This is a genomic window from Streptomyces venezuelae ATCC 10712 (assembly GCF_008639165.1).
GTDB lineage: Bacteria > Actinomycetota > Actinomycetes > Streptomycetales > Streptomycetaceae > Streptomyces > Streptomyces venezuelae.
In genome coordinates, this window is sequence record NZ_CP029197.1 from 5,666,677 (window position 1) to 5,690,142 (window position 23,466).

A 23,466-nucleotide genomic window follows, 5' to 3' on the forward strand; every position below is an offset into this window, starting at 1 on the left:
GGCCCCGGGGCCCCGTGACCTGGGGCCCCATCCGCATGACCCGTGTCATCGGACCCGCTGATATCGCCGCTCGGCCGCCCCCGCGCCGCGTTAGCCTGGAGCGTCAGACTCCAGCCAGCATCAAGTGAGGGGCGACAGCACTCGTGCGCATCGCCAGATTCTCCATCGACGGCAATGTCGCCTTCGGCGCCGTCGAGGGCGAGGGAACGGTCGAGTCCGGCGGCCTCGTCCTCGACATCATCAAGGGCATCCCGTACACCGACTTCGAGCTCAGCGGCACCAAGGTCCCGCTCAGCAAGGTACGGCTCCTGCCGCCGGTGCTCCCCAACAAGGTCGTGGCCATCGGCCGCAACTACGCGGAGCACGCCGCCGAACTCGGCAACGAGGTCCCCGACGTCCCCGTCGCCTTCTTCAAGCCCACCACCTCGGTGATCGGCCCCGGCGACGCCATCGAGTACCCCTCCTTCTCCAACGAGCTGCACCACGAGGCCGAACTGGCCGTGGTCATCGGCCGCATGTGCCGCGAGGTGCCCCGCGAGCGCGTCAAGGACGTCGTCTTCGGCTACACCTGCGCCAACGACGTCACCGCCCGCGACGCCCAGCAGCGCGAGAAGCAGTGGGCCCGCGCCAAGGGCTTCGACACCTCCTGCCCGCTGGGCCCCTGGGTCGAGACGGACCTGAGCATCGCCGCCGCGAGCGACCTGACCATCCAGGCCACGGTCAACGGCGAACAGCGCCAGCTGGGTCGGACGAGCGACATGATCCGCTCCATCGAGGACCTGGTCGTCCACATCACCGAGGCCATGACGCTGCTCCCCGGCGACGTCATCCTCACCGGCACCCCCGCCGGGGTCGGCCCCCTCAACGTCGGCGACGAGGTCGCCGTCACCATCGAAGGCATCGGCACTCTCACCAATAAGGTGATCAAGCGTGGCTAACGCGAATATCCGCGTCCGTTTCTGTCCCTCGCCGACCGGCAACCCCCACGTGGGCCTGGTCCGCACCGCCCTCTTCAACTGGGCCTTCGCCCGGCACAACGAGGGCACCATGGTCTTCCGCATCGAGGACACCGACGCAGCTCGGGACTCCGAGGAGTCGTACAACCAGCTGCTCGACTCCCTGAAGTGGCTCGGCCTCGACTGGGACGAGGGCCCGGAGGTCGGCGGCCCGCACGCCCCGTACCGCCAGTCGCAGCGGATGGACATCTACAAGGACGTCGCCGACAAGCTGCTCGCCGGCGGGTACGCGTACCCGTGCTACTGCACCACCGAGGAGCTCGACGAGCGCCGGGAGGCCGCCCGCGCCGCCGGCCGCCCCTCCGGCTACGACGGCCACTGCCGCGACCTCACCCCGGAGCAGAAGTCGGCGTACGAGGCCGAGGGCCGCGCGTCGATCGTCCGCTTCCGGATGCCCGACGAGCCGATCACCTTCACCGACCTGGTCCGCGGCGAGCTCACCTTCACCCCGGAGAACGTGCCGGACTACGGCATCCTCCGGGCCAACGGCGCCCCGCTGTACACCCTGGTCAACCCGGTCGACGACGCCCTGATGGAGATCACCCACGTCCTGCGCGGCGAGGACCTGCTCTCCTCCACCCCCCGCCAGGTCGCGCTCTACAAGGCGCTGATCGAGCTCGGCATCGCCAAGGAGATCCCCTCCTTCGGCCACCTGCCGTACGTCATGGGCGAGGGCAACAAGAAGCTCTCCAAGCGCGACCCGCAGGCCTCCCTCAACCTCTACCGGGAGCGCGGCTTCCTCCCGTCGGGCCTGCTGAACTACCTCTCGCTCCTCGGCTGGTCCTTCTCGGCCGACCAGGACCTCTTCACCGTCCCCGAGATGGTGGCGAAGTTCGACATCGCCGACGTCAACGCCAACCCGGCGCGCTTCGACCTCAAGAAGGCCGAGTCGATCAACGCCGACCACATCCGGATGCTGAACGTGAAGGCCTTCGCCGAGGCCTGTGAGCCCTGGCTCCGGGCCCCGCACGCCCCCTGGGCGCCGGAGGACTTCGACCAGGCCGCCTGGGAGGCCATCGCGCCGCACGCCCAGACCCGGCTCACCGTCCTCTCGGACATCACGGCCAACGTGGACTTCCTCTTCCTGCCCGAGCCGGTCTTCGACCAGCCCTCGTGGGACAAGGCGATGAAGGGCGAGCCGGCGGCCCTGCTCACCACCGCCCGGGAGAAGCTCGCGGCGGCCGACTGGAGCGACCCCGAGTCCCTCAAGAACGCCGTCCTGGCCGCAGGCGAGGCCCACGGCCTCAAGCTCGGCAAGGCGCAGGCCCCGGTCCGCGTCGCGGTCACCGGCCGCACGGTCGGCCTGCCGCTCTTCGAGTCCCTGGAGATCCTGGGCGAGGAGAAGACCCTGGCCCGCATCGACGCGGCTCTGGCGAAGCTCACCGCCTGACCCCTCCCGCGCGGTACGGTCGTGCCATGACCATCCGCGCGGTGCTGTGGGACGTCGACGACACGATCTTCGACTACGCCCGCGCCGACCGCGTCGGCATGAGCGCGCACCTGACGGCCGAGGGCCTGGTGGACGGATACGCATCCGTCGACCAGGCCCTCGGTCGTTGGCGGGAGCTCACGGCGATCCACTGGCGGATCTTCGAGGCCGGCGGGGTCGACTTCCAGGAGCAGCGGCGGGAGCGCGTCCGCGCCTTCCTGGAGCGGCCCGGGCTGACCGCCGCGGAGGCCGACGGCTGGTTCGAGCGGTACGTCGCCCACTACGAGGCGGCCTGGGAGCTCTTCCCCGACGCGGTGCCCGTCCTGGACCTCCTGGCCGATGACTATCGTCACGGGATTCTGTCCAACTCCAGCCTGCTCAACCAGGACCACAAGCTCCGCGCCCTGGGCGTGCGCGAACGCTTCGAGGCCGTCGTGTGCGCCGCGGAGCTGGGGGTGGCCAAGCCGGCCGCCGAGGCCTTCCACGCCGCCTGTACCGCGCTTGACCTGCACCCGAGCGAGGTGGTGTACGTGGGGGACCAGCCCGACATCGACGCCAGGGGCGCGACGGAAGCCGGGCTTCAGGGCATCTGGCTGGACCGCGCGGGCACCGGCGGACGGCCCGAGCTGAAGCGGATCACGAGCCTCCATGAGCTTCCGGGCCTGCTCCGGGGGCATACCCGTTTTGGAGCGCAGTCCACCTTCAGGTAATGTTCTTCCTGCGCCGAGGGGAACAAGCCGAAAGGCAAGAACCCGGAAAGCGCAAGCCGAGCAAGATCCCCCTGGTGGGGAAGTTGCCCCGGTGGCCTATGGTGTAATTGGCAGCACGACTGATTCTGGTTCAGTTAGTCTTGGTTCGAGTCCAGGTAGGCCAGCTCGCAGAGCTCATCTGCACCGTACGTGGATCTCATCCACAAAGCCCCCGTTGTGTAGCGGCCTAGCACGCTGCCCTCTCAAGGCAGTAGCGCCGGTTCGAATCCGGTCGGGGGTACAGATCCATCCTGTAGATCACTTGGGTAGCTCCCGGTGGATCTACGGTGACATCACCCGGTTCCGACCGGGTGGGATCGCTAGGGCCCCCGTTGTGTAGCGGCCTAGCACGCCGCCCTCTCAAGGCGGTAGCGCCGGTTCGAATCCGGTCGGGGGTACGACGCTGGTCTAACCACGTATTGGTCTATGGTGTAATTGGCAGCACGACTGATTCTGGTTCAGTTAGTCTAGGTTCGAGTCCTGGTAGACCAGCTCGGATCTGCGGAAACGTATGATCCAAAGCCCCCGTTGTGTAGCGGCCTAGCACGCCGCCCTCTCAAGGCGGTAGCGCCGGTTCGAATCCGGTCGGGGGTACAGAACGAAGAAGCCCTTCCCTTCGGGGGAGGGCTTCTTCGCTGTTCGCCCGTCGGCACACACAACTCCGGCCCACCGCTGCGGCGTTGGAGCGGTGGGCCGGGGAACGAACAGGGGACGGAAGAGCGTCAGCCGGTACGGCGGAGCGCCTCGGAGAGACGGGCCGCGGCGTCGATGACGGCCTGGGCGTGCATACGGCCCGGGTGGCGTGTCAGACGCTCGATCGGACCGGAGACCGACACGGCGGCCACCACACGGTTCGACGGGCCGCGTACGGGCGCGGAGACGGACGCGACGCCCGGCTCCCGCTCACCGATCGACTGGGCCCAGCCGCGGCGCCGTACGCCCGACAGGGCCGTCGCGGTGAAGCGGGCGCCCTGGAGGCCGCGGTGCAGCCGCTCGGGCTCCTCCCAGGCCATCAGGATCTGCGCGGACGAGCCGGCCTTCATCGTCAGCGTCGAGCCGACCGGCACGGTGTCCCGCAGGCCCGAGAGCCGCTCGGCCGCCGCCACGCAGATGCGCATGTCGCCCTGCCGGCGGTAGAGCTGGGCGCTCTCGCCGGTGACGTCACGCAGATGCGTCAGCACCGGGCCCGCGGTCGCGAGCAGACGGTCCTCGCCGGCCGCGGCGGCGAGCTCCGCGAGGCGCGGTCCGAGGATGAACCGGCCCTGCATGTCACGCGCCACCATCCGGTGGTGTTCCAGTGCCACGGCCAGTCGGTGGGCCGTGGGTCGTGCGAGTCCCGTCGCCGCGACCAGTCCTGCGAGGGTGGCCGGACCGGACTCCAGGGCGCTCAGGACAAGGGCTGCCTTGTCGAGAACGCCTACGCCGCTAGAGTTGTCCATGCAACGATATTCGCGTCTCACTCTGTGAAACGCAAGTTCAATTTTCCGAGGAACTTGTCACTCTGGTGAGGCGGCCGCACAACGGCCCGCGAAACGGGTCTCTAGTTGTGCCGGCGTAGACGTCGGCCGGAGGGAAAGCGATGGGTAGGACACTCGCGGAGAAGGTCTGGGACGACCACGTCGTCCGGCGCGCCGAGGGCGAGCCCGACCTCCTCTTCATCGATCTGCACCTGCTGCACGAGGTGACCAGCCCCCAGGCCTTCGACGGCCTGCGCCAGAACGGCCGGCAGGTGCGGCGCCTCGACCTCACCATCGCCACCGAGGACCACAACACCCCGACCCTCGACATCGACAAGCCGATCGCCGACCCGGTCTCCCGCGCCCAGATCGAGACCCTCCGTAAGAACTGTGCCGAGTTCGGCGTCCGGCTGCACCCGCTGGGCGACGTCGAGCAGGGCGTCGTCCACGTGGTGGGACCCCAGCTGGGCCTGACCCAGCCCGGCACCACCGTGGTCTGCGGCGACTCGCACACCTCCACGCACGGCGCCTTCGGCGCGCTGGCGTTCGGCATCGGCACCAGCCAGGTCGAGCACGTGCTCGCCACCCAGACGCTGCCGCTGGCCCGCCCCAAGACGATGGCCATCACCATCGACGGCGAGCTGCCCGAGGACGTCACCGCCAAGGACGTCATCCTGGCGATCATCGCCAAGATCGGCACCGGCGGCGGCCAGGGCTACATCCTGGAGTACCGCGGTTCCGCCGTCGAGAAGCTCTCGATGGAAGCCCGGATGACCATCTGCAACATGTCGATCGAGGCCGGCGCCCGCGCGGGCATGATCGCCCCCGACGAGACCACCTTCGCGTACCTCAAGGGCCGCGCCCACGCCCCCGAGGGCGAGGACTGGGACGCCGCCGTCGCGTACTGGAAGACCCTGCGGTCCGACGAGGACGCGGTCTTCGACGCCGAGGTCGTCATCGACGCCGCCTCCCTGGCGCCGTTCGTCACCTGGGGCACCAACCCGGGCCAGGGCGCGCCGCTTTCGGCGAACGTCCCCGACCCGGCTTCGTACGAAGACGCTTCGGAGCGCTTGGCCGCCGAAAAGGCCCTGGAGTACATGGGGTTGACCGCCGGACAGCCGCTGCGCGACATCAAGGTCGACACCGTCTTCGTAGGCTCCTGCACCAACGGCCGCATCGAGGACCTGCGCAACGCCGCGGACCTGCTGCAGGGCCGCAAGGTCGCCGACGGCGTCCGGATGCTGGTCGTCCCCGGCTCGGTCCGGGTCGCCCTGCAGGCCGTCGAGGAGGGCCTGGACAAGGTCTTCAAGGACGCGGGGGCCGAATGGCGGCACGCGGGCTGCTCGATGTGCCTGGGCATGAACCCCGACCAACTGGCGCCCGGTGAGCGCTCCGCGTCCACCTCCAACCGCAACTTCGAGGGCCGGCAGGGCAAGGGCGGCCGGACCCACCTGGTCTCGCCCCAGGTCGCCGCCGCCACCGCCGTGCTGGGCCACCTGGCCTCCCCGGCCGATCTGTCCGACGTCGCCACCACCGCGGGGGTCTGAGGAACCATGGAAGCTTTCACCACGCACACCGGCCGGGCCGTCCCGCTGCGCCGCAGCAACGTCGACACCGACCAGATCATCCCGGCGCACTGGCTGAAGAAGGTCACCCGCGACGGCTTCGAGGACGGGCTCTTCGAGGCCTGGCGCAAGGACGCGCAGTTCGTGCTCAACCGCCCCGAGCGGCAGGGCGCCACCGTCCTGGTGGCCGGCCCCGACTTCGGCACCGGCTCCTCCCGTGAGCACGCCGTCTGGGCGCTCCAGAACTACGGCTTCCAGACGGTGATCTCCTCCCGCTTCGCCGACATCTTCCGCGGCAACTCGCTGAAGAACGGCCTGCTCACCGTGGTGCTGCCGCAGGAGACGGTCGACGCCCTCTGGGAGCTGACCGAGGCCGACCCCACCGCCGAGATCACCGTCGACCTGGAGCGGCGCAAGGTCCTGGCCGCCGGGATCGACGCCGACTTCGAGCTCGACGAGAACGCCCGCTGGCGGCTCCTGAACGGACTCGACGACATCAGCCTCACCCTTCAGAACGAAGCCGACATCGCGGCCTACGAGGCGGCGCGACCGGCCTTCAAGCCCCGTACAATTACGGTCTGAGCAGCGCTTTTCCAAGACTGCGCCCCCCACCGCCCGGTGGGGGGCGCAGTCGCTTGTTGAGACCCTGTCGGGCGACAACTCGCCCTAGATGGCACAATCGGTGCATGGAACGCGACAGCCAACTCGAGCTCTACGAGGCAGTCGCCGCCCGATTGAAGGAAGCGCACACAAGGGTGCGCTCACTGCAAGTCCCGGAGGGCGTAAGGATGGCGCTGTCCCGGAAGCTGCTGGTCGTGACGGCCGCGGCGAAGCACGATCTCAAGGACGCGGCAACGCGTCTGGACCGGTTGATGAAGGACCTCGACGAGGGCCGATTCCCAGAGGACGACTGACACCAGGAACTCCGCAGCGGATCTTCCGCGTTGCGGCACTAGGGTGATTAGCCCGTTTCGTGTTTGATTTGCGGTATATACATGCCTAACGTGCGAAAAAGCTTGAACACTTTCGTTCTGGCAATGTCTCCGAAGGGGAAGACGTGAACAAGGCGCAGCTCGTAGAAGCGATTGCCGACAAGATGGGCGGTCGCCAGCAGGCCGCCGAAGCCGTCGACCACGTGCTCGACGCCATCGTGCGTGCCGTGGTCGGCGGCGACCGGGTCTCTGTGACGGGTTTCGGCTCGTTCGAGAAGGTCGACCGCCCGGCCCGCTACGCCCGCAACCCGCAGACGGGTGAGCGGGTGCGGGTCAAGAAGACCTCGGTCCCCCGCTTCCGTGCCGGTCAGGGCTTCAAGGACCTGGTCAGCGGCTCGAAGAAGCTCCCCAAGGGCGGCGAGGTCTCCGTCAAGAAGGCCCCCAAGGGCAGCCTGACCGGCGGCGCCTCCGCCACCGTGAAGAAGGCCGCCGCCAAGAAGGCGACCACCGCCAAGAAGGCCGCCGCGAAGAAGGCGACCCCGGCGAAGAAGACCGCCACGGCCGCCGCGAAGAAGGCGACCCCGGCGAAGAAGACCACCACGGCCGCCGCGAAGAAGACCTCCGCCGCCGCCAAGAAGACCACCACGGCCGCCGCGAAGAAGACCTCCGCCGCGACCAAGAAGACCACCACGGCCGCCGCGAAGAAGGCGACCAAGGCCACCGCCAAGAAGACCGCGCCGGCCGCGAAGAAGGCCACGGCGACGAAGGCGCCCGCGAAGAAGACGACGGCGCGCAAGACGACCGCCAAGAAGACCGCCGCCAAGAAGTAGGACGAGCGGTAGACACCCGCCGGGCCGGGCTCCCCCCAGGGAGCCCGGCCCGCGGCGCGTCCGGACGCCCCGCCAGGGGCCTCAGAAGGTCTGGAGCGTCACCAGGGTGATCCGCAGGCCGGCGCCGGACGTGCCCGGCTCGGCCTCGATGCGCACCCGCTGCCCCGGCCGCAGCAGCCGCAGCCCGCCCGCCTCGAAGGCCGCCGCCCCGAACTCCACGGGGGTGCCGTCGTCGAGCAGCACACTGCCGCTGCGGGTCTCGGGGTCGTACGTGAACGCGGTCGCCTGCATGGACCGCAGCCTATCCGGCCGCCGGCAGCCACCGGGCGGCCGTCCGCGGGCCGAGCCCCAGCTTCCCGGCCGCCGCGAGATCCTCGCCGGTGTCCACGTCCCGGCGTACGGAATCCACCCCGGCCAGTGTGATTTCCACGGCTCCCGAGGACAAATGCCGAAGCCTCGACGCACCTCCGAATGCCGGTTCCAATTCCACCCCCGGACCCGCCGAGAGGAACGTCGTACCTATTTCGGCGGCATCCGCGAGAAATGCCCTCGGAAATTTCCGGGCCGCGTCGAGGACCCGCGTCAGCTCCGCCGGCCGCAACGCCGGCAGGTCCGCGTTGAGCGCCGCCACGCGCGCGTACGGCCGCCGGGCACGCACCGCGCGGACCCCGTGCGCGAGGGCCGCGTTGAGCCCCGCCGCCGGGGTGTCCGGGACGATCCGCGCCCCCAGCGAGGCCAGCGCCGAGGCGGCCGCCGGATCGTCCGTGACCACCGCCACATCCCGTACCCGCGGGCAGTTCAGCACGGCGCCCACCGTGTCCTCGGCGAACGCCAGCGCGAGCCGGGGGCGCAGCCGCGTCCCGGCCGCCACGGCCAGCCTGCTCTTCGCCAGGGCGAGCGGCTTGAGGGGAACGACCAGCGACCAGCCGTCGTCCGCGGCCTCGTCCGGGTGCGCCGGGCGCGCCGGATGCGCCGAGTGTGCCGGGTGCGTCGGGTACGTCGGGTGCCGAGTGTTCATCGCGGCCCATTCTGTCCCGCCCACGCGGTACTCCCCAGGGCCCGGGGCGTACCGTGTCACTCGACAGAGCAGGAGCCGGGGGCGACACTTGACCCCCTGCCAGCCAGTCCCGGAGAAAGGTGTCCGAGTGCCCCGCCGCAGAATCGGCTTCTGGTACCGCCTCGCGGCGGTCATCGCCAAACCCCCCCTGGTGGTTCTGTTCAAGCGGGACTGGCGCGGTATGGAGCACATTCCGGCCGACGGCGGTTTCATCACCGCGGTCAACCACAACTCCTACCTGGACCCGCTGTCGTACGCGCACTACCAGTACAACACCGGCCGGGTCCCGCGCTTCCTGGCCAAGGCGGGCCTCTTCAAGAGCGGCTTCGTCGGCACGATGCTCCGCAACACCGGCCAGATCCCCGTCTACCGCGAGACGACCAACGCGCTCGACGCGTTCCGTGCCGCCGTCGACGCCATCGAGCGCGGCGAGTGCGTCGCCTTCTACCCCGAGGGCACCCTCACCCGCGACCCCGACATGTGGCCCATGGCCGGCAAGACCGGCGCCGCGCGCGTCGCGCTGCTCACCAAGGTCCCCGTCATCCCGGTGGCCCAGTGGGGCGCCAACCTCGCGATGCCGCCGTACGCCAAGGAGAACAAGCTCAGCCTGTTCCCCCGCAAGACGCTGATCGTGCAGGCCGGTCCGCCCGTCGACCTCTCCCGCTTCGACGGCCTCGAGCCCACGCCCGAGGTGCTCCGCGAGGCGACCGAGGTCATCATGGCCGCCATCACCGCGATCCTGGAGCAGGTCCGCGGCGAGCAGGCGCCCGCCGAGCCGTACGACCACCGCAAGGCGCGGCTGGAGCAGCGGCGCAAGGCCGCCGAAGGGGGCACCAAGTGACCAAGGCAGCCGTCTTCGGGAACGGATCCTGGGGCACCGCCTTCGCGATGGTGCTCGCCGACGCGGGCTGCGAGGTGAGCCTCTGGGGCCGCCGCGCCGAACTCGCCAAGGAGATCAACGCCGGCCGGGTCAACCCCGACTACCTGCCGGGCGTCGAACTCCCCGCGGCGATCACCGCCACCGCCGACCCGGCCGAGGCCGCCCACGACGCCGACTTCACCGTCCTCGTCGTGCCCTCCCAGACCCTGCGCGGCAACCTCGCCGCCTGGGCGCCGATGCTGGCGCCCGACACCGTCCTCGTCTCCCTCATGAAGGGCGTCGAACTCGGCACCGCCAAGCGGATGAGCGAGGTCATCACCGAGGTCGCCGACGTGCCCGCCGAGCGCGTGGCCGTCCTCACCGGCCCCAACCTGGCCAAGGAGATCGCCGCCCGGCAGCCCGCCGCCGCGGTCGTCGCCTGCGTCGACGAGACGGTCGCCCAGCGGCTCCAGGCCGCCTGCATCACCCCGTACTTCCGCCCGTACACCAACACCGACGTGGTGGGCTGCGAGCTCGGCGGCGCCGTGAAGAACGTCATCGGCCTCGCCGTCGGCATCGCCAACGGCATGGGCCTCGGCGACAACTCCAAGGCCACGCTCATCACCCGCGGCCTCGCCGAGACCACCCGGCTCGGCCTCGCGATGGGCGCCGACCCGCTCACCTTCTCCGGTCTCGCCGGCCTCGGCGACCTCGTCGCCACCTGCTCCTCGCCGCTCTCCCGGAACAACACCTTCGGCACCAACCTCGGCCGCGGGATGACCCTCCAGGAGACCATCGCGGCCACCAAGCAGACCGCCGAGGGCGTCAAGTCCTGCGAGTCGGTGCTCGATCTGGGCCGCCGCCACGGCGTCGACATGCCCATCACCGAGACCGTCGTGTCGATCGTCCACGACGGCAAGCCGCCGATCGTCGCGCTCAAGGAACTCATGTCCCGCAGCGCGAAGCCCGAGCGCCGCTAGGCGGTCCTCCGGAACGGCCCGCCCCGCACCCCCCTCCGCGACGCTGCGCCGGACGCGCGCGGGGGGAGCGGGGGCGCAAGGCCGTTCGGGAGCCGCAGGGTACGCTCATCGCGATATGAGCGAGAACACCCAGAGCCCCCGCAAGCCGCGCGTGGCCGTCGTCTTCGGCGGACGCAGCTCCGAGCACGCCATCTCCGTCGTCACGGCGGGCGCCGTCCTGAGCGCCATCGACCGGGACAAGTACGACGTGCTGCCCATCGGCATCACGACGGACGGGCGCTGGGCGCTCACCGCCGACGCCCCCGAGCGCATGGCCATCGCCGACCGCGCCCTGCCGAACGTCGCCGACCTGGCCGAGTCCGAGACCGGCGGCGTCGTCCTCTCCGTCGACCCCGCCGACCGCCAGGTCGTCCTCACCGAGCCCGGTGCCGTGCCCAAGGCCCTCGGCGAGGTCGACGTGGTCTTCCCGATGCTCCACGGCCCCTACGGCGAGGACGGCACCCTCCAGGGCCTCCTGGAGCTCTCCGGCGTCCCCTACGTCGGCGCGGGCGTCCTCGCCTCCGCCGTCGGCCAGGACAAGGAGTACATGAAGCGGGTCTTCGTCTCCTTCGGCCTCCCCGTCGGACCGTACGAGGTCATCCGGCCCCGCGAGTGGGAGCAGAACCCGGCGGCCGCCCGCAAGAAGATCGTCGAGTTCGCCGCCGAGCACGGCTGGCCGCTCTTCGTGAAGCCGGCCCGCGGCGGCTCCTCCATGGGCATCACCAAGGTCGACGACCTCTCCGGCCTCGACGAGGCCATCGAGGAGGCCCGGCGCCACGACCCCAAGATCCTCGTCGAGTCGCTGCTGCGCGGCCGGGAGATCGAGTGCGGCGTCCTGGAGTTCGAGGACGGCCCGCGCGCCAGCGTGCCGGCCGAGATCCCGCCGGTCACGAACCACGACTTCTACGACTTCGAGGCCAAGTACATCGACTCGGCCTCCGGCATCGTGCCCGCGCCGATCGGCGACGAGGCCACCGCCGAGATCCAGCGCCTGGCCGTCGCCGCCTACGAGGCGGTGTCCTGCGAGGGCCTGGTGCGCGCCGACTTCTTCCTCACCGAGGACGGCGACTTCGTCATCAACGAGATCAACACCATGCCGGGCTTCACGCCGATCTCGATGTATCCGCGCATGTGGCAGGAGAGCGGCGTGAGCTACCCCGAGCTCGTCGACCGGCTCATCCAGGCCGCGCTGACCCGCTCCACGGGCCTGCGCTGACCGGTCCGTACCCCGGAAGACCGTGCCGGCGCCCCTCAGAGGCTGTTCGGCACGGTCTTCCGTACGGGATCGGCGAGATCCGCCAGCGGCGTCATGTCGTGCGCGTACCGCTCGTCGAGCGTCACCTCGACATAGGTCTTCCGGTACGTGGTGGTGAACCGGGGCCCGCTGCCCGCCGGGCGCTCCAGCATCCAGTTCACGCCGTTCGCCTCGATGCCCTGCGCTTTGGGATCGCTCATCTTTTCGGGCCGGGGCACCCCGCAGCGCAGTACGATCGCACCGTCACCCCAGCCGGCGGTCAACTCGGAGCCGGGCTCCGGGTCACTCCGCTCCAGCCCCGACACGGTGTCCGGAAGCTCCTTCGCCAGTGCCTGGCAGAAGGCCGCCTCCGCCGCCGGGGGGCTGGGAACCTCGACGGACGCCGCGGCGTCCGACGAGGAGCAGCCGGCGACGGCCAGCAGCAGAACGGCTGCCGAGACGGCGGCGGGCAGGCCGAAGGGCCGGTGGGAAGACATCACCGGCCAAGCGTAGACGGGGGCTACAGATGAACGACCGGGCAGGTGAGGGTGCGCGTGATGCCGTCCACTTGCTGGACCTTGGCGACCACCATGCGGCCCAGCTCGTCGACGGTGTCCGCCTGCGCGCGAACGATCACGTCGTACGGGCCGGTCACGTCTTCGGCCTGGAGCACCCCCGGGATCTTGGAGATGGTGTCGGCGACGGTCGACGCCTTGCCCACCTCGGTCTGGATGAGGATGTACGCCTGAACCACGGAACCTCCAGGGCGACCACGAGGATCTTGTGGGAGAAAGGGACGCCACGGTACCGCGTCGCCGCGGGCCGCGGGGAGACCTGCGCGTCCCGAGGCGTTCGCGGGGTGGCGTACGCAGGACAGAAGTTGACGGTCTACTTGACGGTACCCAGCACGGTGACGGCCCGCGACCCGCGGCGCGCGACCACGCGCCCCCGCCCGCCGGCCGGCACGAAGACACGAGGTGAGGCGCGGTGAAGGGCACAGTCGGAGAGCTGGGCGAGTTCGGGCTCATCAGGGAGCTCACGTCCCGGCTCACCTCCACCCCGGCGGTACGGGTCGGGCCGGGCGACGACGCCGCGGTCGTCTCCGCCCCCGACCGGCGCGTGGTGGCCAGCACGGACATCCTCCTCGAAGGACGTCACTTCCGCCGCGACTGGTCGACGGCGTACGACGTCGGCCGCAAGGCCGCCGCGCAGAACCTCGCCGACATCGCCGCCATGGGCGCGGTCCCCACCGCCCTCCTCCTCGGCCTCGTCGTGCCCGCCGAACTCCCGGTCACCTGGCCCACCGAACTCATGGACGGCCTGCGCGACGAATGTCAGGTCGCGGGCGCGGCGGTGGTCGGCGGCGACGTCGTCCGGGGCGACACGATCATGGTCTCCATCACCGCCCTCGGCGACCTCCGCAACCACGACCCGGTCACCCGGGGCGGCGCCCAGCCCGGCGACGTCGTCGCCTACACCGGCTGGCTCGGCTGGTCCGCCGCCGGATACGCGGTGCTCTCCCGGGGCTTCCGCTCGCCGCGCGCCTTCGTCGAGGCCCACCGCAGGCCCGAACCGCCGTACCACGCGGGCCCCGCGGCCGCCGGACTCGGCGCCACCGCCATGTGCGACGTCAGCGACGGCCTCATCGCCGACCTCGGCCACATCGCCGAGGCCAGCAAGGTCCGCATCGACCTGCGCTCCGGCCTCATCGACATCCCGACCCAGATGAACGACATCGGCCAGGCCGTCGGCGTCGACCCCATGCAGTGGGTGCTCACCGGGGGAGAGGACCACGCCATCGTGGCCACCTTCCCGCCCGACGTGAAGCTCCCCGCCCGCTGGAAGGTCATCGGGGAGGTCCTCAACCCCTCCGCGCTGCCCCAGGTCACCGTGGACGGAGCCCCCTGGCACAGCGTGGGCGGCTGGGACCACTTCGGAGAGACCGAGTGACGTCGGGGGCGCGTCCGCCTCTCGTCCTCACCGTCGCCGGATCCGACTCCGGCGGCGGCGCCGGCGTCCAGGCAGACCTGAAGACGATGCTCGCGCTCGGCGTCCACGGCATGAGCGTGGTCACCGCCGTCACCGCCCAGAACTCGCGGGGCGTCCACGGCGTCTGGGAACTGCCCGTCGAGGCCGTCCGCGCCCAGTACCGGGCCGTCGTCGACGACATCGGCGTCCAGGCCGTGAAGACCGGCATGCTGGCCTCCGCCGCGCTGGTGGAGACGGTCGCCGGACTCCTCGCGGACACGGACGCCCCCGTCGTCGTGGACCCCGTCGGCGTCTCCAAGCACGGGGACCCGCTGCTCGCGGAGGCCGCGCTCGACTCCGTCCGTACGAAGCTGCTGCCGGTCGCGACCGTCGCCACGCCCAACCTGGACGAGGTGACGCAGCTCACGGGCCTGGTGGTCGAGGACGAGGCCGGAATGCGGCGGGCGGCCGACGCGGTCCTCGCGTACGGGCCGCGCTGGGCGCTGATCAAGGGCGGCCACCTGCCCGGCGGCCGGGAGGCCGTCGACCTGCTCACCGACGGCACCGAGGAACACTGGCTGCGCGCCCCGCGCCACGACAACCGGCACACCCACGGCACGGGCTGCACGCTCGCCTCGGCGGTCGCGTCGGGGCTCGCCAAGGGACTGGCCGTGCCGGAGGCCGTACGGGAGGCCAAGGAGTACGTGACCGGGGCCATCGCCGCCGGATTCGCCCTGGGCTCGGGCATCGGCCCGGTCGACCACGGCTGGCGGTTCCGGGACTGAACCGCTTCAGGGCAAGGCAAAAGGCCGGTTCACCTAGGTGAACCGGCCTTTCAAGGCAACCGCAGGGGCTGCGCTACGACAGAACACGCGTCGCAATTAGCGCGAGACCTTGCCGGCCTTGATGCACGAGGTGCAGACGTTGAGCCGCTTCGGCGTCCGACCGACCACGGCACGCACACGCTGGATGTTCGGGTTCCAGCGACGGGGCGTACGGCGGTGCGAGTGCGAAATGTTGTTGCCGAAGCCCGGCCCCTTGCCGCAGACGTCGCAGTTGGCAGCCACGGGTCACTCCAAAGACTTCAGAATTACAGTGAAATCCGGCGCACCGGAATCAGGAGTCTGAAGTGGCTTGCCGGGGGATGGCCCGGCGTGAACCGGGCAACCGAAGCAGCATACAACGCCTGCCTCGGTGGAACGAAACTACCATGGTCTCCGCGGACCTCGCCCCGGGCCCAGGTCACCGGGGGTCCCCCCGGGCTCGGTCGAAGCCGAGAGCTTGGGGAAGGATCACCCCGGGTCTACCCTGCGGTGAGCTCACCGCCCGAAGGAGGACCCCCGTTGTCGCGAGCCCTTCCGCCCTTCGAGGAGCTCGTCGAGCTCGACGCCGAAGCGGTCAGGTCCTGGTGCGCGCGGGCGCTCGACGCCCTCGGCCGGGAGCGCGAGGAGATCGACGCGATCAACGTCTACCCCGTGGCGGACGGGGACACCGGCACCAATCTGTACCTGACGGCCGAGGCCGCCCACCAGGCCGTCGAGGCCGTCTTCGCGGCCTCCGCGCCCGACACCGCCGAGACCGTACGGGCCATGGCGCACGGCGCCCTCCTCGGCGCCCGCGGCAACTCCGGAACCATCCTCTCCCAGCTGCTGCGCGGCATGGCGGGCGTCCTCGCCCAGGGAGGCGACGGCGACCACCTGGCCCGCGCCCTCGCCGAGGCCGCGAGCGCCGCCCGCAAGGCCGTCGCCCACCCCGTGGAGGGCACCATCCTCACCGTGGCCTCCGCCGCCGCCGCGGCCTGCGGGGCGGGCGGCGGACTCGTCGACGTGGCCAGGAAGGCCCACGAGGGCGCCAGGAGCGCCCTGACCGCCACCCCCGGGCAGCTCGACGTCCTCGAACGCGCCGGAGTCGTCGACGCGGGCGGCAGGGGCCTCGTGACCGTCCTCGGCGCCCTCCTCGAAACGGTGACCGGACAGGCCCCCGCCCCCGCCGCCACGGCCCCGCCCGCGTTCCTCCCGCGCGAGGACTGCCCCGCCGAGGACGGGCCCGCCTACGAGGTGATCTACCTCCTGGAGGCCGAGGACGCGGCCGTCGAGCTGCTCACGTCACGGCTCGACGCGCTGGGGGAGTCCCTCGTCGTCGTCGGCGGCGACGGCCTGTGGAACGTCCACGTGCACGTCGACGACGCCGGCGCCGCCGTCGAGGCGGGCGTCGAGGCCGGCCGGCCGCACCGCATCCGGATCACCCACTTCGCCGCCGACGCGGACTCCTCGACCCGGCGCGCGGAGCGCGCCCAGCGCGCCGTGGTCGCCGTCGTCCCCGGCGAAGGCCTCGCCGGACTCTGCGCCGAGGCGGGCGCCACGACCGTACGGACCCGGCCCGGCGAACCGCCCGCGGGCGACGAACTCCTCGACGCCATCCGGCGGGCCCACGCGCGCGAAGTGGTCCTCCTGCCCAACGACACCGACCTGCGGCAGGCCGCCGCGGCCGCCGCCGAACGCGCCAGGGCCGAGGGCATCCGCGTCGCCCTCATCCCCACCCGCGCCGCCGTCCAGGGCATCGCCGCCCTCGCCGTCCACGAACCCGGGCGCCGCTTCGACGAGGACGTCGTCGCCATGACGGCCGCCGCCGGAGCCACCCGCTACGCCGAACTCGCCGTCGCCGAACGGCAGTCGTTCACCTCGGCCGGCGTCTGCCAGGCCGGGGACGTCCTCGGCCTCATCGAGGGCGACGTCGCCGTCATCGGCAAGGACCTCCACCAGACCGCCCGCACCGTCCTGGACCGGATGCTCTCCGCGGGCGGCGAACTCGTCACCCTCGTCGTCGCCGACGACGCCCCGCCCGGCCTCGCCCCCGACCTGGAGGCCCACGTCCGGCGCGGCTACCTGGCCGTCGACACCACCACGTACCACGCGGGCACGGGCGCCCCGCCGCTGCTCATCGGCGTGGAATAGCCGCCTTTCGGGGCGGTCGTCCACAGCCTCCGGCACGAATGTCCGTCCCGTGGTGTGCAATGGAACGCGTGCCCGCGCTCGACGAACCACTCAAGAAGTCCCTCGGCCCCGCCACCGCCAAGGTCATGGCCGAGGCGCTCGACCTGCACACGGTCGGTGACCTCCTCCACCACTACCCCCGCCGGTACGCCGAGCGCGGGGAGCTGACCACCCTCGCCGACCTGCCGCTCGACGAGCACGTCACGGTGGTCGCGCGGGTCGCCGACGCCCGGGTGCTCACGTTCAACGGCTCCAAGGGGCGCGGCCAGCGACTGGAGGTGACCATCACCGACGGCAGCGGCCGGCTCCAGCTCGTCTTCTTCGGCAAGGGCGTGCACAAGCCGCACCACGACCTGCTGCCCGGCACCCGCGCGATGTTCGCCGGGAAGGTGTCGCTGTTCAACCGGCGCCTCCAGCTCGCCCACCCGTCGTACGAACTCCTCCGCGGCGACGGCGAGGAGGCCGTCGACGTCTGGGCCGGAGCGCTCATCCCGATCTACCCGGCCACCGCCAAACTGGAGTCCTGGAAGATCGCCAAGGCCGTCGACGCCGTCCTGCCCAGCGCCGTCGAGGCCCTCGACCCGCTCCCCGACGCCCTGCGCGAGGGCCGCGGCCTCGCCCAGCTCCCCGACGCCCTGCGGCTCATCCACCGGCCCCGCACCAAGGCCGACATCGCCACCGCGCGCGAGCGCCTCAAGTGGGACGAGGCCTTCGTCCTCCAGGTCGCCCTCGCCCGCCGCCGGCACGCCGACACCCAACTCCCCGCCGTCGCCCGCCGCCCCGCCCCCGACGGCATCCTCGACGCCTTCGACGCGAAGCTGCCCTTCACCCTCACCGACGGCCAGCGGAAGGTCTCCCAGGAGATCTTCGACGACCTCGCCACCGAACACCCCATGCACCGCCTCCTCCAGGGCGAAGTGGGATCGGGCAAGACGATGGTCGCGCTGCGCGCCATGCTCGCCGTCGTCGACTCCGGCGGCCAGGCCGCGATGCTCGCCCCCACCGAGGTCCTCGCCCAGCAGCACCACCGCTCGGTCACCGAGATGATGGGCGAGCTCGCCGAGGGAGGGATGCTCGGCGGCGCGGACCGGGCCACCAAGGTCGTCCTGCTCACCGGCTCCATGGGCACGGCCGCCCGTCGGCAGGCGCTCCTCGACCTCGTCACCGGCGAGGCAGGCGTCGTCATCGGCACCCACGCCCTGATCGAGGACAAGGTGAAGTTCCACGACCTGGGCCTGGTCGTCGTCGACGAGCAGCACCGCTTCGGCGTCGAGCAGCGCGACGCCCTGCGGGGGAAGGGCAAGCAGCCGCCGCACCTCCTGGTGATGACCGCCACCCCCATCCCGCGCACGGTCGCCATGACGGTCTTCGGCGACCTGGAGACCTCCGTCCTCGACCAGCTGCCCGCCGGACGCTCCCCGATCGCCAGCCATGTCGTCCCCGCCGCCGACAAGCCGCACTTCCTCGCCCGCGCCTGGGAGCGGGTCCGCGAGGAGGTCGGGAAGGGGCACCAGGCGTACGTGGTCTGCCCCCGCATCGGCGACGAGGAGGACCAGAAGAAGAAGGCCAAGGCCTCCGCCGAGGACGAGGCGGAGAAGCGCCCGCCGCTCGCCGTCCTCGACGTCGCGGAGAAGCTCCGCACCGGCCCCCTCGCCGGGCTCAGGATCGCCGTCCTGCACGGCAGGATGCACCCCGACGACAAGGACGACGTGATGCGCCGGTTCGCCGCCGGCGAGCTCGACGTCCTCGTCGCCACCACCGTCATCGAAGTCGGCGTCAACGTGCCCAACGCCACCGCCATGGTGATCATGGACGCCGACCGCTTCGGCGTCTCCCAGCTCCACCAGCTGCGCGGCCGGGTCGGCCGCGGCTCCGCGCCGGGCCTCTGCCTCCTCGTCAGCGAGATGCCCGAGGCGACCCCCGCCCGCCAGCGGCTCGCCGCCGTCGCCGCCACCCTCGACGGCTTCGAGCTCTCCCGCATCGACCTCGAACAGCGCCGTGAGGGCGACGTCCTCGGCCAGGCCCAGTCCGGGGTCCGCTCCTCCCTGCGGGTGCTCGCCGTCATCGACGACGAGGAGGTCATCGCCGCCGCCCGCGAGGAGGCCACCGCCCTCGTCCTCGCCGACCCCGACCTCACCGGCCACCAGGCCCTGCGCACCGCGCTCGACGCCCTGCTCGACAAGGACCGGGAGGAGTACCTGGAGAAGGGCTGACCCGGACGGGCGACCTATCCTGGACCTGTTGCGCGCGCAACAGACACGACGACGCAGGACGAGGACACCGATGACCCGCGTGATCGCCGGTACCGCCGGCGGGCGCCGCCTGGCCGTGCCGCCCGGCAACGGCACCCGCCCCACCTCCGACCGGGCACGGGAAGGCCTCTTCTCCACCTGGGAGGCGTTCCACGGACTCGACGGGGCCCGGGTCGCCGACCTGTACGCGGGCTCCGGCGCCGTCGGCATCGAAGCCCTCTCCCGCGGCGCCGCCCACGCCCTCCTCGTGGAGGCCGAGCCGCGCGCCGCGAAGACGATCCGGGAGAACATCAGGACGATCGGGCTGCCGGGGGCCGAACTCCGCACCGGCAAAGCCGAGCAGATCGTGACGGGGCCGGCGCCCGCCGCCCCGTACGACCTGGTCTTCCTCGACCCGCCGTACGCCGTCTCCGACGAGGAACTCCGGGAGATACTGCTCACACTCGCCTCGGGGGGCTGGCTCGCGGCCGACGCCCTCGTCACCGTGGAGCGCAGCACCAGAGGCGGTGCATTCGGCTGGCCGGCCGGTTTCGAGGCACTGCGGGCCCGTCGCTACGGCGAGGGAACGTTTTGGTACGGTCGCGCCGCCTCTACGTGCGAAGACGCACGATGACCGGACCGGAGAGCGAGGGACCCAAGTTGCGCCGCGCCGTCTGTCCGGGGTCATTCGACCCCATCACCAACGGACACCTCGACATCATCGCCCGCGCCTCCAAGCTGTACGACGTCGTACACGTCGCGGTGATGATCAACCAGTCGAAGAAGGGTCTGTTCACCGTCGACGAGCGGATCGAGCTGATCCGCGAGGTGACCGCCGACTTCGGCAACGTCGAGGTGGAGTCCTTCCACGGACTGCTCGTCGACTTCTGCAAGCAGCGCGACATCCCCGCGATCGTCAAGGGACTGCGCGCCGTCAGCGACTTCGACTACGAGCTGCAGATGGCCCAGATGAACAACGGCCTCACGGGCGTGGAGACGCTGTTCGTCCCCACCAACCCGACCTACAGCTTCCTGTCCTCCTCGCTGGTCAAGGAGGTCGCGGCCTGGGGCGGCGACGTCTCCCACCTGGTCCCGCCGACGGTCCTGCCCCGGCTGACCGAGCGCCTGGCGCGGAAGTGACGCGCGGCCACCGCCGCTGACGCTCCGTCACCCGGTGTCGGACGGGAGCCGACTGCCCTTACAGTTCGTCCCGTCCGTCTCCATCCAGCTGTAGAGAGTGGCGAGCACCAGGTGGACGTACAGAAGAAGCTCGACGAGATCGTCGCGACCGTGCAGGGCGCCCGCTCCATGCCCATGTCGGCATCCTGCGTGGTCAATCGGGCCGAGCTGCTCGCCCTGCTCGAAGAGGTGCGGGAGGCCCTGCCGGGCTCCCTGGCGCAGGCCCAGGAGCTGATCGGCGGCCGCGAGCACCTGGTCGAGCAGGCCCGCCAGGAGGCCGAGCGGATCATCGAGGCCGCCCACGCCGAGCGCGGCTCGATCGTCTCCGACACCCAGGTCGCCCGGCAGTCGCAGGAGGAGGCCGACCGGATCCTCGCCGAGGCCCGCCGCGAGGCCGAGGAGGTCCGCGCCGAGGCCGACGACTACGTCGACTCCAAGCTCGCCAACTTCGAGGTCGTCCTCAACAAGACCATCGGCTCCGTCGACCGCGGCCGCGAGAAGCTCCTGGGCCGCGGCCCTGGCCTCGACCAGGACGGGTACGCGGACGAGGACGCCCCCGAGTACAGCGCGGACCCGCAGACCCTGATCCAGCGGGCCGACGAGTACGTCGACGCCAAGCTCGGCGCCTTCGAGGCGGTGCTCAGCAAGACTTTGGAGGCCGTCGGGCGAGGCCGGCAGAAGCTGCACGGCCGGATCGCCACCGACGCCCTCGGCGAGCACATGGCCGCCCAGGAGGGTCTCGGCGGCCCCGTGCACACCAGCGACTCCGACTACCTGGCCGGGCTCGCGGAGCTCGCCGACCCGGAGCCGGTCCAGATCCCCGCCCAGCAGCAGGCACAGCCGCAGGCCGACCCGTACGCGGGCTACCAGCAGGTGCAGCAGCAGCCCGATCCGTACGCCGGCTACCAGCAGGTCCAGCAGCAGCCCGACCCGTACGCGTACCAGCAGCAGCCGCAGCACACCGACCCGTACGGCTACCAGCAGCAGGACCCGTACGCGTACCAGCAGCCCGTCCAGCAGCAGGCCCACCCGCAGCAGGGCGCCGCGCTCGACGAGACCAGCTTCTTCGACACGAGCATGATCGACCTGGAGCAGCTGCGCCGGTACGAACAGGGACACTGAGGGCCGATTGGGCCCTGGGCGAAGCGTCAAGTATCCTGGCTCTTCGGTCGCGCTATGCCCGCGATCCTTGCTGCCCACGTCTGGCAGCCCTCCTCACCGACGCAGTACGACCCGAAAGCAGGAAGAGCCCTGAGCACGCGCCTCGACCACCGCAACCCCCTCGTGTTCGACACGCACGAGCTGGGGCGGCGTCCTGGTGCCCTCCAGCGGCTCTCGCGTTCGGTCGAGGCCCCCGGGGAACTGGGCGTCGAAGGAGTGATCGGGGTGCCCGCGGGCGCTCCGGTGGAAATCGATCTCCGTCTTGAGTCGGTCATGGAAGGGGTGCTTGTCACAGGCACCGCCCGTGCATCGGCCGAGGGGGAGTGCGTAAGGTGTCTGGAGCCCGTCGAGCTGGAGCTCGACGTGGACTTCCAGGAGATGTTCTCGTACCCCGACTCCGACGACCGGGGCCGCTCCAAGGCGGCCGCGGACGACGAAGCCGAGGAAGACGAGGACATGATCCCCCTCGAGGACGGCATGTTCGACCTCGAACCCGTGCTGCGTGATGCGGTGGTGCTCGCACTGCCGATGCAGCCGGTGTGCCGGGAGGACTGTGCGGGTCTGTGTTCCGAGTGCGGAGCCAACCTGAACGAGAACCCGGACCACCACCACGACGCCGTCGACATCCGTTGGGCGGCACTGCAGGGACTCGCCGGTTCGCTGGGAACCGATGAGAAGGACAACATGAGCGGCAAAGCCTCTGACGGGGACGTCCGAAGCGCCGCCGAGAAGCAGGAGAAGTAGCCGTGGCTGTTCCGAAGCGGAAGATGTCGCGCAGCAACACGCGCCACCGCCGGTCGCAGTGGAAGGCTGCGGTCCCCACCCTGGTTTCGTGTGAGCGTTGCCAGGAGCCGAAGCTGCAGCACATCGCGTGCCCGAGCTGCGGCACCTACAACAAGCGCCAGGTCCTCTCGGTCTGATTGGGCTGGTGAGAGGCGCAATGTCTGAGTCCCGCAAGACGGACGACAAGACGGACCATGCCTCGTCCCACACGCTTCTGGAAGGGCGGCTCGGCTATCAGCTCGAGTCCGCCCTTCTGGTGCGTGCGCTGACCCACCGTTCGTACGCGTACGAGAACGGCGGTCTGCCCACCAACGAGCGCCTGGAGTTCCTCGGGGACTCCGTGCTCGGCCTGGTGGTCACGGACACGCTGTACCGGACCCACCCCGACCTGCCGGAAGGCCAGCTGGCCAAACTGCGGGCCGCGGTGGTCAACTCGCGTGCGCTGGCGGACGTAGGGCGCGAACTCGAACTCGGCTCCTTCATCCGGCTCGGCCGGGGCGAAGAGGGCACGGGCGGCCGGGACAAGGCGTCCATCCTCGCCGACACCCTTGAAGCGGTGATCGGCGCGGTCTATCTCGACCAGGGCCTCGACGCGGCGTCCGAGCTGGTGCACCGGCTCTTCGACCCGCTGATCGAGAAGTCCTCGAACCTCGGTGCCGGCCTGGACTGGAAGACCAGTCTCCAGGAGCTCACCGCGGCCGAGGGTCTGGGTGTGCCGGAGTACCTCGTCTCGGAAGAGGGCCCGGACCACGAGAAGACCTTTACTGCTGCCGCCCGCGTCGGTGGTGTCTCGTACGGCACCGGCACCGGCCGCAGCAAGAAGGAAGCGGAACAGCAGGCGGCGGAGTCCGCGTGGCGCGCGATTCGCGCGGCCGCGGACGAACGCGCGGCGGCGGCGAAGGCCGCGGCCGAGGCGGGAACGGGAGAGGTCGCCGACCCCTCTCCGACCGCCCACCGGGCGTCGGCCTGACGGCCGTCCCCCACGCTTCCCGAGAACCCCGCCC

At 71.0% G+C, this 23,466-nt stretch carries 26 protein-coding genes and 5 tRNA genes; 25 read left to right on the forward strand and 6 right to left on the reverse strand.

The annotated features are described in order from the left end of the window. Positions 1 to 143: 143 nt before the first annotated feature. The 8 genes from DEJ43_RS26265 (at position 144) to DEJ43_RS26300 (ending at position 3,788) form a co-directional block, all read left to right on the forward strand. Positions 144 to 938, forward strand: coding sequence for a fumarylacetoacetate hydrolase family protein (locus DEJ43_RS26265; protein ID WP_015036424.1), 795 nt, complete (start codon positions 144 to 146; stop codon positions 936 to 938). Beyond that, positions 931 to 2,406 carry a glutamate--tRNA ligase gene (gltX, locus tag DEJ43_RS26270; protein WP_015036425.1) on the forward strand — a complete coding sequence of 492 codons (1,476 nt, stop codon included), beginning with the start codon at positions 931 to 933 and terminating at the stop codon, positions 2,404 to 2,406. Before DEJ43_RS26265 ends, gltX begins: the two co-directional genes overlap by 8 nt. Before the next feature lie 26 nt (positions 2,407 to 2,432). After that, the gene (locus DEJ43_RS26275; RefSeq protein ID WP_071891509.1) at positions 2,433 to 3,155 is read left to right on the forward strand and encodes an HAD family hydrolase; all 723 of its coding nucleotides are present in this window, start codon (positions 2,433 to 2,435) and stop codon (positions 3,153 to 3,155) included. A 92-nt stretch (positions 3,156 to 3,247) separates the two neighbouring features. Beyond that, positions 3,248 to 3,319 (forward strand) — tRNA-Gln (locus DEJ43_RS26280). 43 nt (positions 3,320 to 3,362) lie between these two features. Beyond that, positions 3,363 to 3,435: transfer RNA gene (locus DEJ43_RS26285), tRNA-Glu, on the forward strand. An 84-nt stretch (positions 3,436 to 3,519) separates the two neighbouring features. Further along, a tRNA-Glu gene (locus DEJ43_RS26290) sits at positions 3,520 to 3,592 on the forward strand. A 22-nt stretch (positions 3,593 to 3,614) separates the two neighbouring features. Then, positions 3,615 to 3,686 (forward strand) — tRNA-Gln (locus DEJ43_RS26295). 29 nt (positions 3,687 to 3,715) lie between these two features. Continuing rightward, a tRNA-Glu gene (locus DEJ43_RS26300) sits at positions 3,716 to 3,788 on the forward strand. Positions 3,789 to 3,916: 128 nt separating this feature from the next. On the opposite strand, the gene ndgR is transcribed toward DEJ43_RS26300, so the two are convergent. Further along, the gene (gene ndgR, locus DEJ43_RS26305) at positions 3,917 to 4,633 is read right to left on the reverse strand and encodes an IclR family transcriptional regulator NdgR (RefSeq protein WP_015036427.1); all 717 of its coding nucleotides are present in this window, start codon (positions 4,631 to 4,633) and stop codon (positions 3,917 to 3,919) included. A gap of 140 nt (positions 4,634 to 4,773) precedes the next feature. Here ndgR and leuC point away from each other — a divergent pair, with 140 nt between their 5' ends. The 4 genes from leuC to DEJ43_RS26325 all read left to right on the forward strand — a co-directional run bounded on the left by leuC (position 4,774) and on the right by DEJ43_RS26325 (position 7,978). Next, positions 4,774 to 6,198, forward strand: a complete 1,425-nt coding sequence (gene leuC, locus DEJ43_RS26310) for a 3-isopropylmalate dehydratase large subunit (RefSeq protein WP_015036428.1) — start codon at positions 4,774 to 4,776, stop codon at positions 6,196 to 6,198. A 6-nt stretch (positions 6,199 to 6,204) separates the two neighbouring features. Further along, complete coding sequence (leuD, locus tag DEJ43_RS26315; RefSeq protein WP_015036429.1) at positions 6,205 to 6,798, forward strand: 3-isopropylmalate dehydratase small subunit; 594 nt, start codon at positions 6,205 to 6,207, stop codon at positions 6,796 to 6,798. Between the two features lie 104 nt (positions 6,799 to 6,902). Further along, positions 6,903 to 7,130, forward strand: coding sequence for an SCO5555 family protein (locus tag DEJ43_RS26320; protein WP_015036430.1), 228 nt, complete (start codon positions 6,903 to 6,905; stop codon positions 7,128 to 7,130). A 143-nt stretch (positions 7,131 to 7,273) separates the two neighbouring features. After that, positions 7,274 to 7,978, forward strand: coding sequence for an HU family DNA-binding protein (locus DEJ43_RS26325; RefSeq protein ID WP_015036431.1), 705 nt, complete (start codon positions 7,274 to 7,276; stop codon positions 7,976 to 7,978). Positions 7,979 to 8,059: 81 nt separating this feature from the next. On the opposite strand, the gene DEJ43_RS37845 is transcribed toward DEJ43_RS26325, so the two are convergent. Further along, a complete protein-coding gene (locus tag DEJ43_RS37845) occupies positions 8,060 to 8,269 on the reverse strand; it encodes a hypothetical protein (protein WP_015036432.1) in 210 nt (69 codons plus the stop codon). Positions 8,270 to 8,279: 10 nt separating this feature from the next. After that, the gene (gene cofC, locus DEJ43_RS26335) at positions 8,280 to 8,996 is read right to left on the reverse strand and encodes a 2-phospho-L-lactate guanylyltransferase (protein ID WP_015036433.1); all 717 of its coding nucleotides are present in this window, start codon (positions 8,994 to 8,996) and stop codon (positions 8,280 to 8,282) included. A gap of 127 nt (positions 8,997 to 9,123) precedes the next feature. On the opposite strand from cofC, the gene DEJ43_RS26340 reads away from it, so the two are divergent. From DEJ43_RS26340 to DEJ43_RS26350, 3 genes are all read left to right on the forward strand, one after another. Beyond that, positions 9,124 to 9,876 carry a lysophospholipid acyltransferase family protein gene (locus DEJ43_RS26340; RefSeq protein ID WP_015036434.1) on the forward strand — a complete coding sequence of 251 codons (753 nt, stop codon included), beginning with the start codon at positions 9,124 to 9,126 and terminating at the stop codon, positions 9,874 to 9,876. Beyond that, positions 9,873 to 10,874 (forward strand): NAD(P)H-dependent glycerol-3-phosphate dehydrogenase, encoded by a 1,002-nt coding sequence (locus tag DEJ43_RS26345; RefSeq protein WP_041662907.1) that lies wholly within the window; start codon positions 9,873 to 9,875, stop codon positions 10,872 to 10,874. Before DEJ43_RS26340 ends, DEJ43_RS26345 begins: the two co-directional genes overlap by 4 nt. A 115-nt stretch (positions 10,875 to 10,989) precedes the next feature. Then, entirely contained in the window at positions 10,990 to 12,129 is a 1,140-nt protein-coding gene (locus DEJ43_RS26350; protein ID WP_015036436.1) for a D-alanine--D-alanine ligase family protein, read from the forward strand. Positions 12,130 to 12,164: 35 nt separating this feature from the next. On the opposite strand, the gene DEJ43_RS26355 is transcribed toward DEJ43_RS26350, so the two are convergent. After that, the gene (locus DEJ43_RS26355) at positions 12,165 to 12,644 is read right to left on the reverse strand and encodes a DUF3515 domain-containing protein (protein WP_015036437.1); all 480 of its coding nucleotides are present in this window, start codon (positions 12,642 to 12,644) and stop codon (positions 12,165 to 12,167) included. 23 nt (positions 12,645 to 12,667) lie between these two features. Then, positions 12,668 to 12,901 carry an Lrp/AsnC family transcriptional regulator gene (locus DEJ43_RS26360; RefSeq protein WP_015036438.1) on the reverse strand — a complete coding sequence of 78 codons (234 nt, stop codon included), beginning with the start codon at positions 12,899 to 12,901 and terminating at the stop codon, positions 12,668 to 12,670. A 233-nt stretch (positions 12,902 to 13,134) separates the two neighbouring features. On the opposite strand from DEJ43_RS26360, the gene DEJ43_RS26365 reads away from it, so the two are divergent. Together DEJ43_RS26365 and thiD are read left to right on the forward strand one after the other, a co-directional pair. Then, on the forward strand, positions 13,135 to 14,097 hold the full coding sequence (locus tag DEJ43_RS26365) for a thiamine-phosphate kinase (RefSeq protein ID WP_015036439.1): 963 nt from the start codon (positions 13,135 to 13,137) through the stop codon (positions 14,095 to 14,097). Continuing rightward, positions 14,094 to 14,900: a bifunctional hydroxymethylpyrimidine kinase/phosphomethylpyrimidine kinase gene (gene thiD, locus DEJ43_RS26370; RefSeq protein WP_015036440.1), complete on the forward strand. Its 807-nt coding sequence runs from the start codon at positions 14,094 to 14,096 to the stop codon at positions 14,898 to 14,900. Before DEJ43_RS26365 ends, thiD begins: the two co-directional genes overlap by 4 nt. Positions 14,901 to 14,996: 96 nt before the next feature. On the opposite strand, the gene rpmB is transcribed toward thiD, so the two are convergent. Continuing rightward, positions 14,997 to 15,182, reverse strand: a complete 186-nt coding sequence (rpmB, locus tag DEJ43_RS26375) for a 50S ribosomal protein L28 (RefSeq protein ID WP_015036441.1) — start codon at positions 15,180 to 15,182, stop codon at positions 14,997 to 14,999. Between the two features lie 276 nt (positions 15,183 to 15,458). On the opposite strand from rpmB, the gene DEJ43_RS26380 reads away from it, so the two are divergent. The 8 genes from DEJ43_RS26380 to rnc all read left to right on the forward strand — a co-directional run bounded on the left by DEJ43_RS26380 (position 15,459) and on the right by rnc (position 23,432). Beyond that, a complete protein-coding gene (locus tag DEJ43_RS26380; protein ID WP_015036442.1) occupies positions 15,459 to 17,069 on the forward strand; it encodes a DAK2 domain-containing protein in 1,611 nt (536 codons plus the stop codon). Between the two features lie 59 nt (positions 17,070 to 17,128). Continuing rightward, positions 17,129 to 19,321 carry an ATP-dependent DNA helicase RecG gene (gene recG, locus DEJ43_RS26385; protein ID WP_015036443.1) on the forward strand — a complete coding sequence of 731 codons (2,193 nt, stop codon included), beginning with the start codon at positions 17,129 to 17,131 and terminating at the stop codon, positions 19,319 to 19,321. 70 nt (positions 19,322 to 19,391) lie between these two features. Beyond that, entirely contained in the window at positions 19,392 to 19,973 is a 582-nt protein-coding gene (gene rsmD / locus DEJ43_RS26390) for a 16S rRNA (guanine(966)-N(2))-methyltransferase RsmD (protein WP_015036444.1), read from the forward strand. 26 nt (positions 19,974 to 19,999) lie between these two features. After that, positions 20,000 to 20,479 carry a pantetheine-phosphate adenylyltransferase gene (coaD, locus tag DEJ43_RS26395; RefSeq protein ID WP_181399519.1) on the forward strand — a complete coding sequence of 160 codons (480 nt, stop codon included), beginning with the start codon at positions 20,000 to 20,002 and terminating at the stop codon, positions 20,477 to 20,479. Positions 20,480 to 20,590: 111 nt separating this feature from the next. Then, positions 20,591 to 21,640: an ATP synthase F0 subunit B gene (locus tag DEJ43_RS26400; RefSeq protein WP_015036446.1), complete on the forward strand. Its 1,050-nt coding sequence runs from the start codon at positions 20,591 to 20,593 to the stop codon at positions 21,638 to 21,640. Between the two features lie 54 nt (positions 21,641 to 21,694). Beyond that, the gene (locus tag DEJ43_RS26405; RefSeq protein ID WP_015036447.1) at positions 21,695 to 22,423 is read left to right on the forward strand and encodes a YceD family protein; all 729 of its coding nucleotides are present in this window, start codon (positions 21,695 to 21,697) and stop codon (positions 22,421 to 22,423) included. A gap of 2 nt (positions 22,424 to 22,425) precedes the next feature. Further along, a complete protein-coding gene (gene rpmF / locus DEJ43_RS26410; RefSeq protein WP_015036448.1) occupies positions 22,426 to 22,599 on the forward strand; it encodes a 50S ribosomal protein L32 in 174 nt (57 codons plus the stop codon). 20 nt (positions 22,600 to 22,619) lie between these two features. Further along, the gene (gene rnc / locus DEJ43_RS26415) at positions 22,620 to 23,432 is read left to right on the forward strand and encodes a ribonuclease III (RefSeq protein ID WP_015036449.1); all 813 of its coding nucleotides are present in this window, start codon (positions 22,620 to 22,622) and stop codon (positions 23,430 to 23,432) included. Positions 23,433 to 23,466 lie beyond the last annotated feature (34 nt).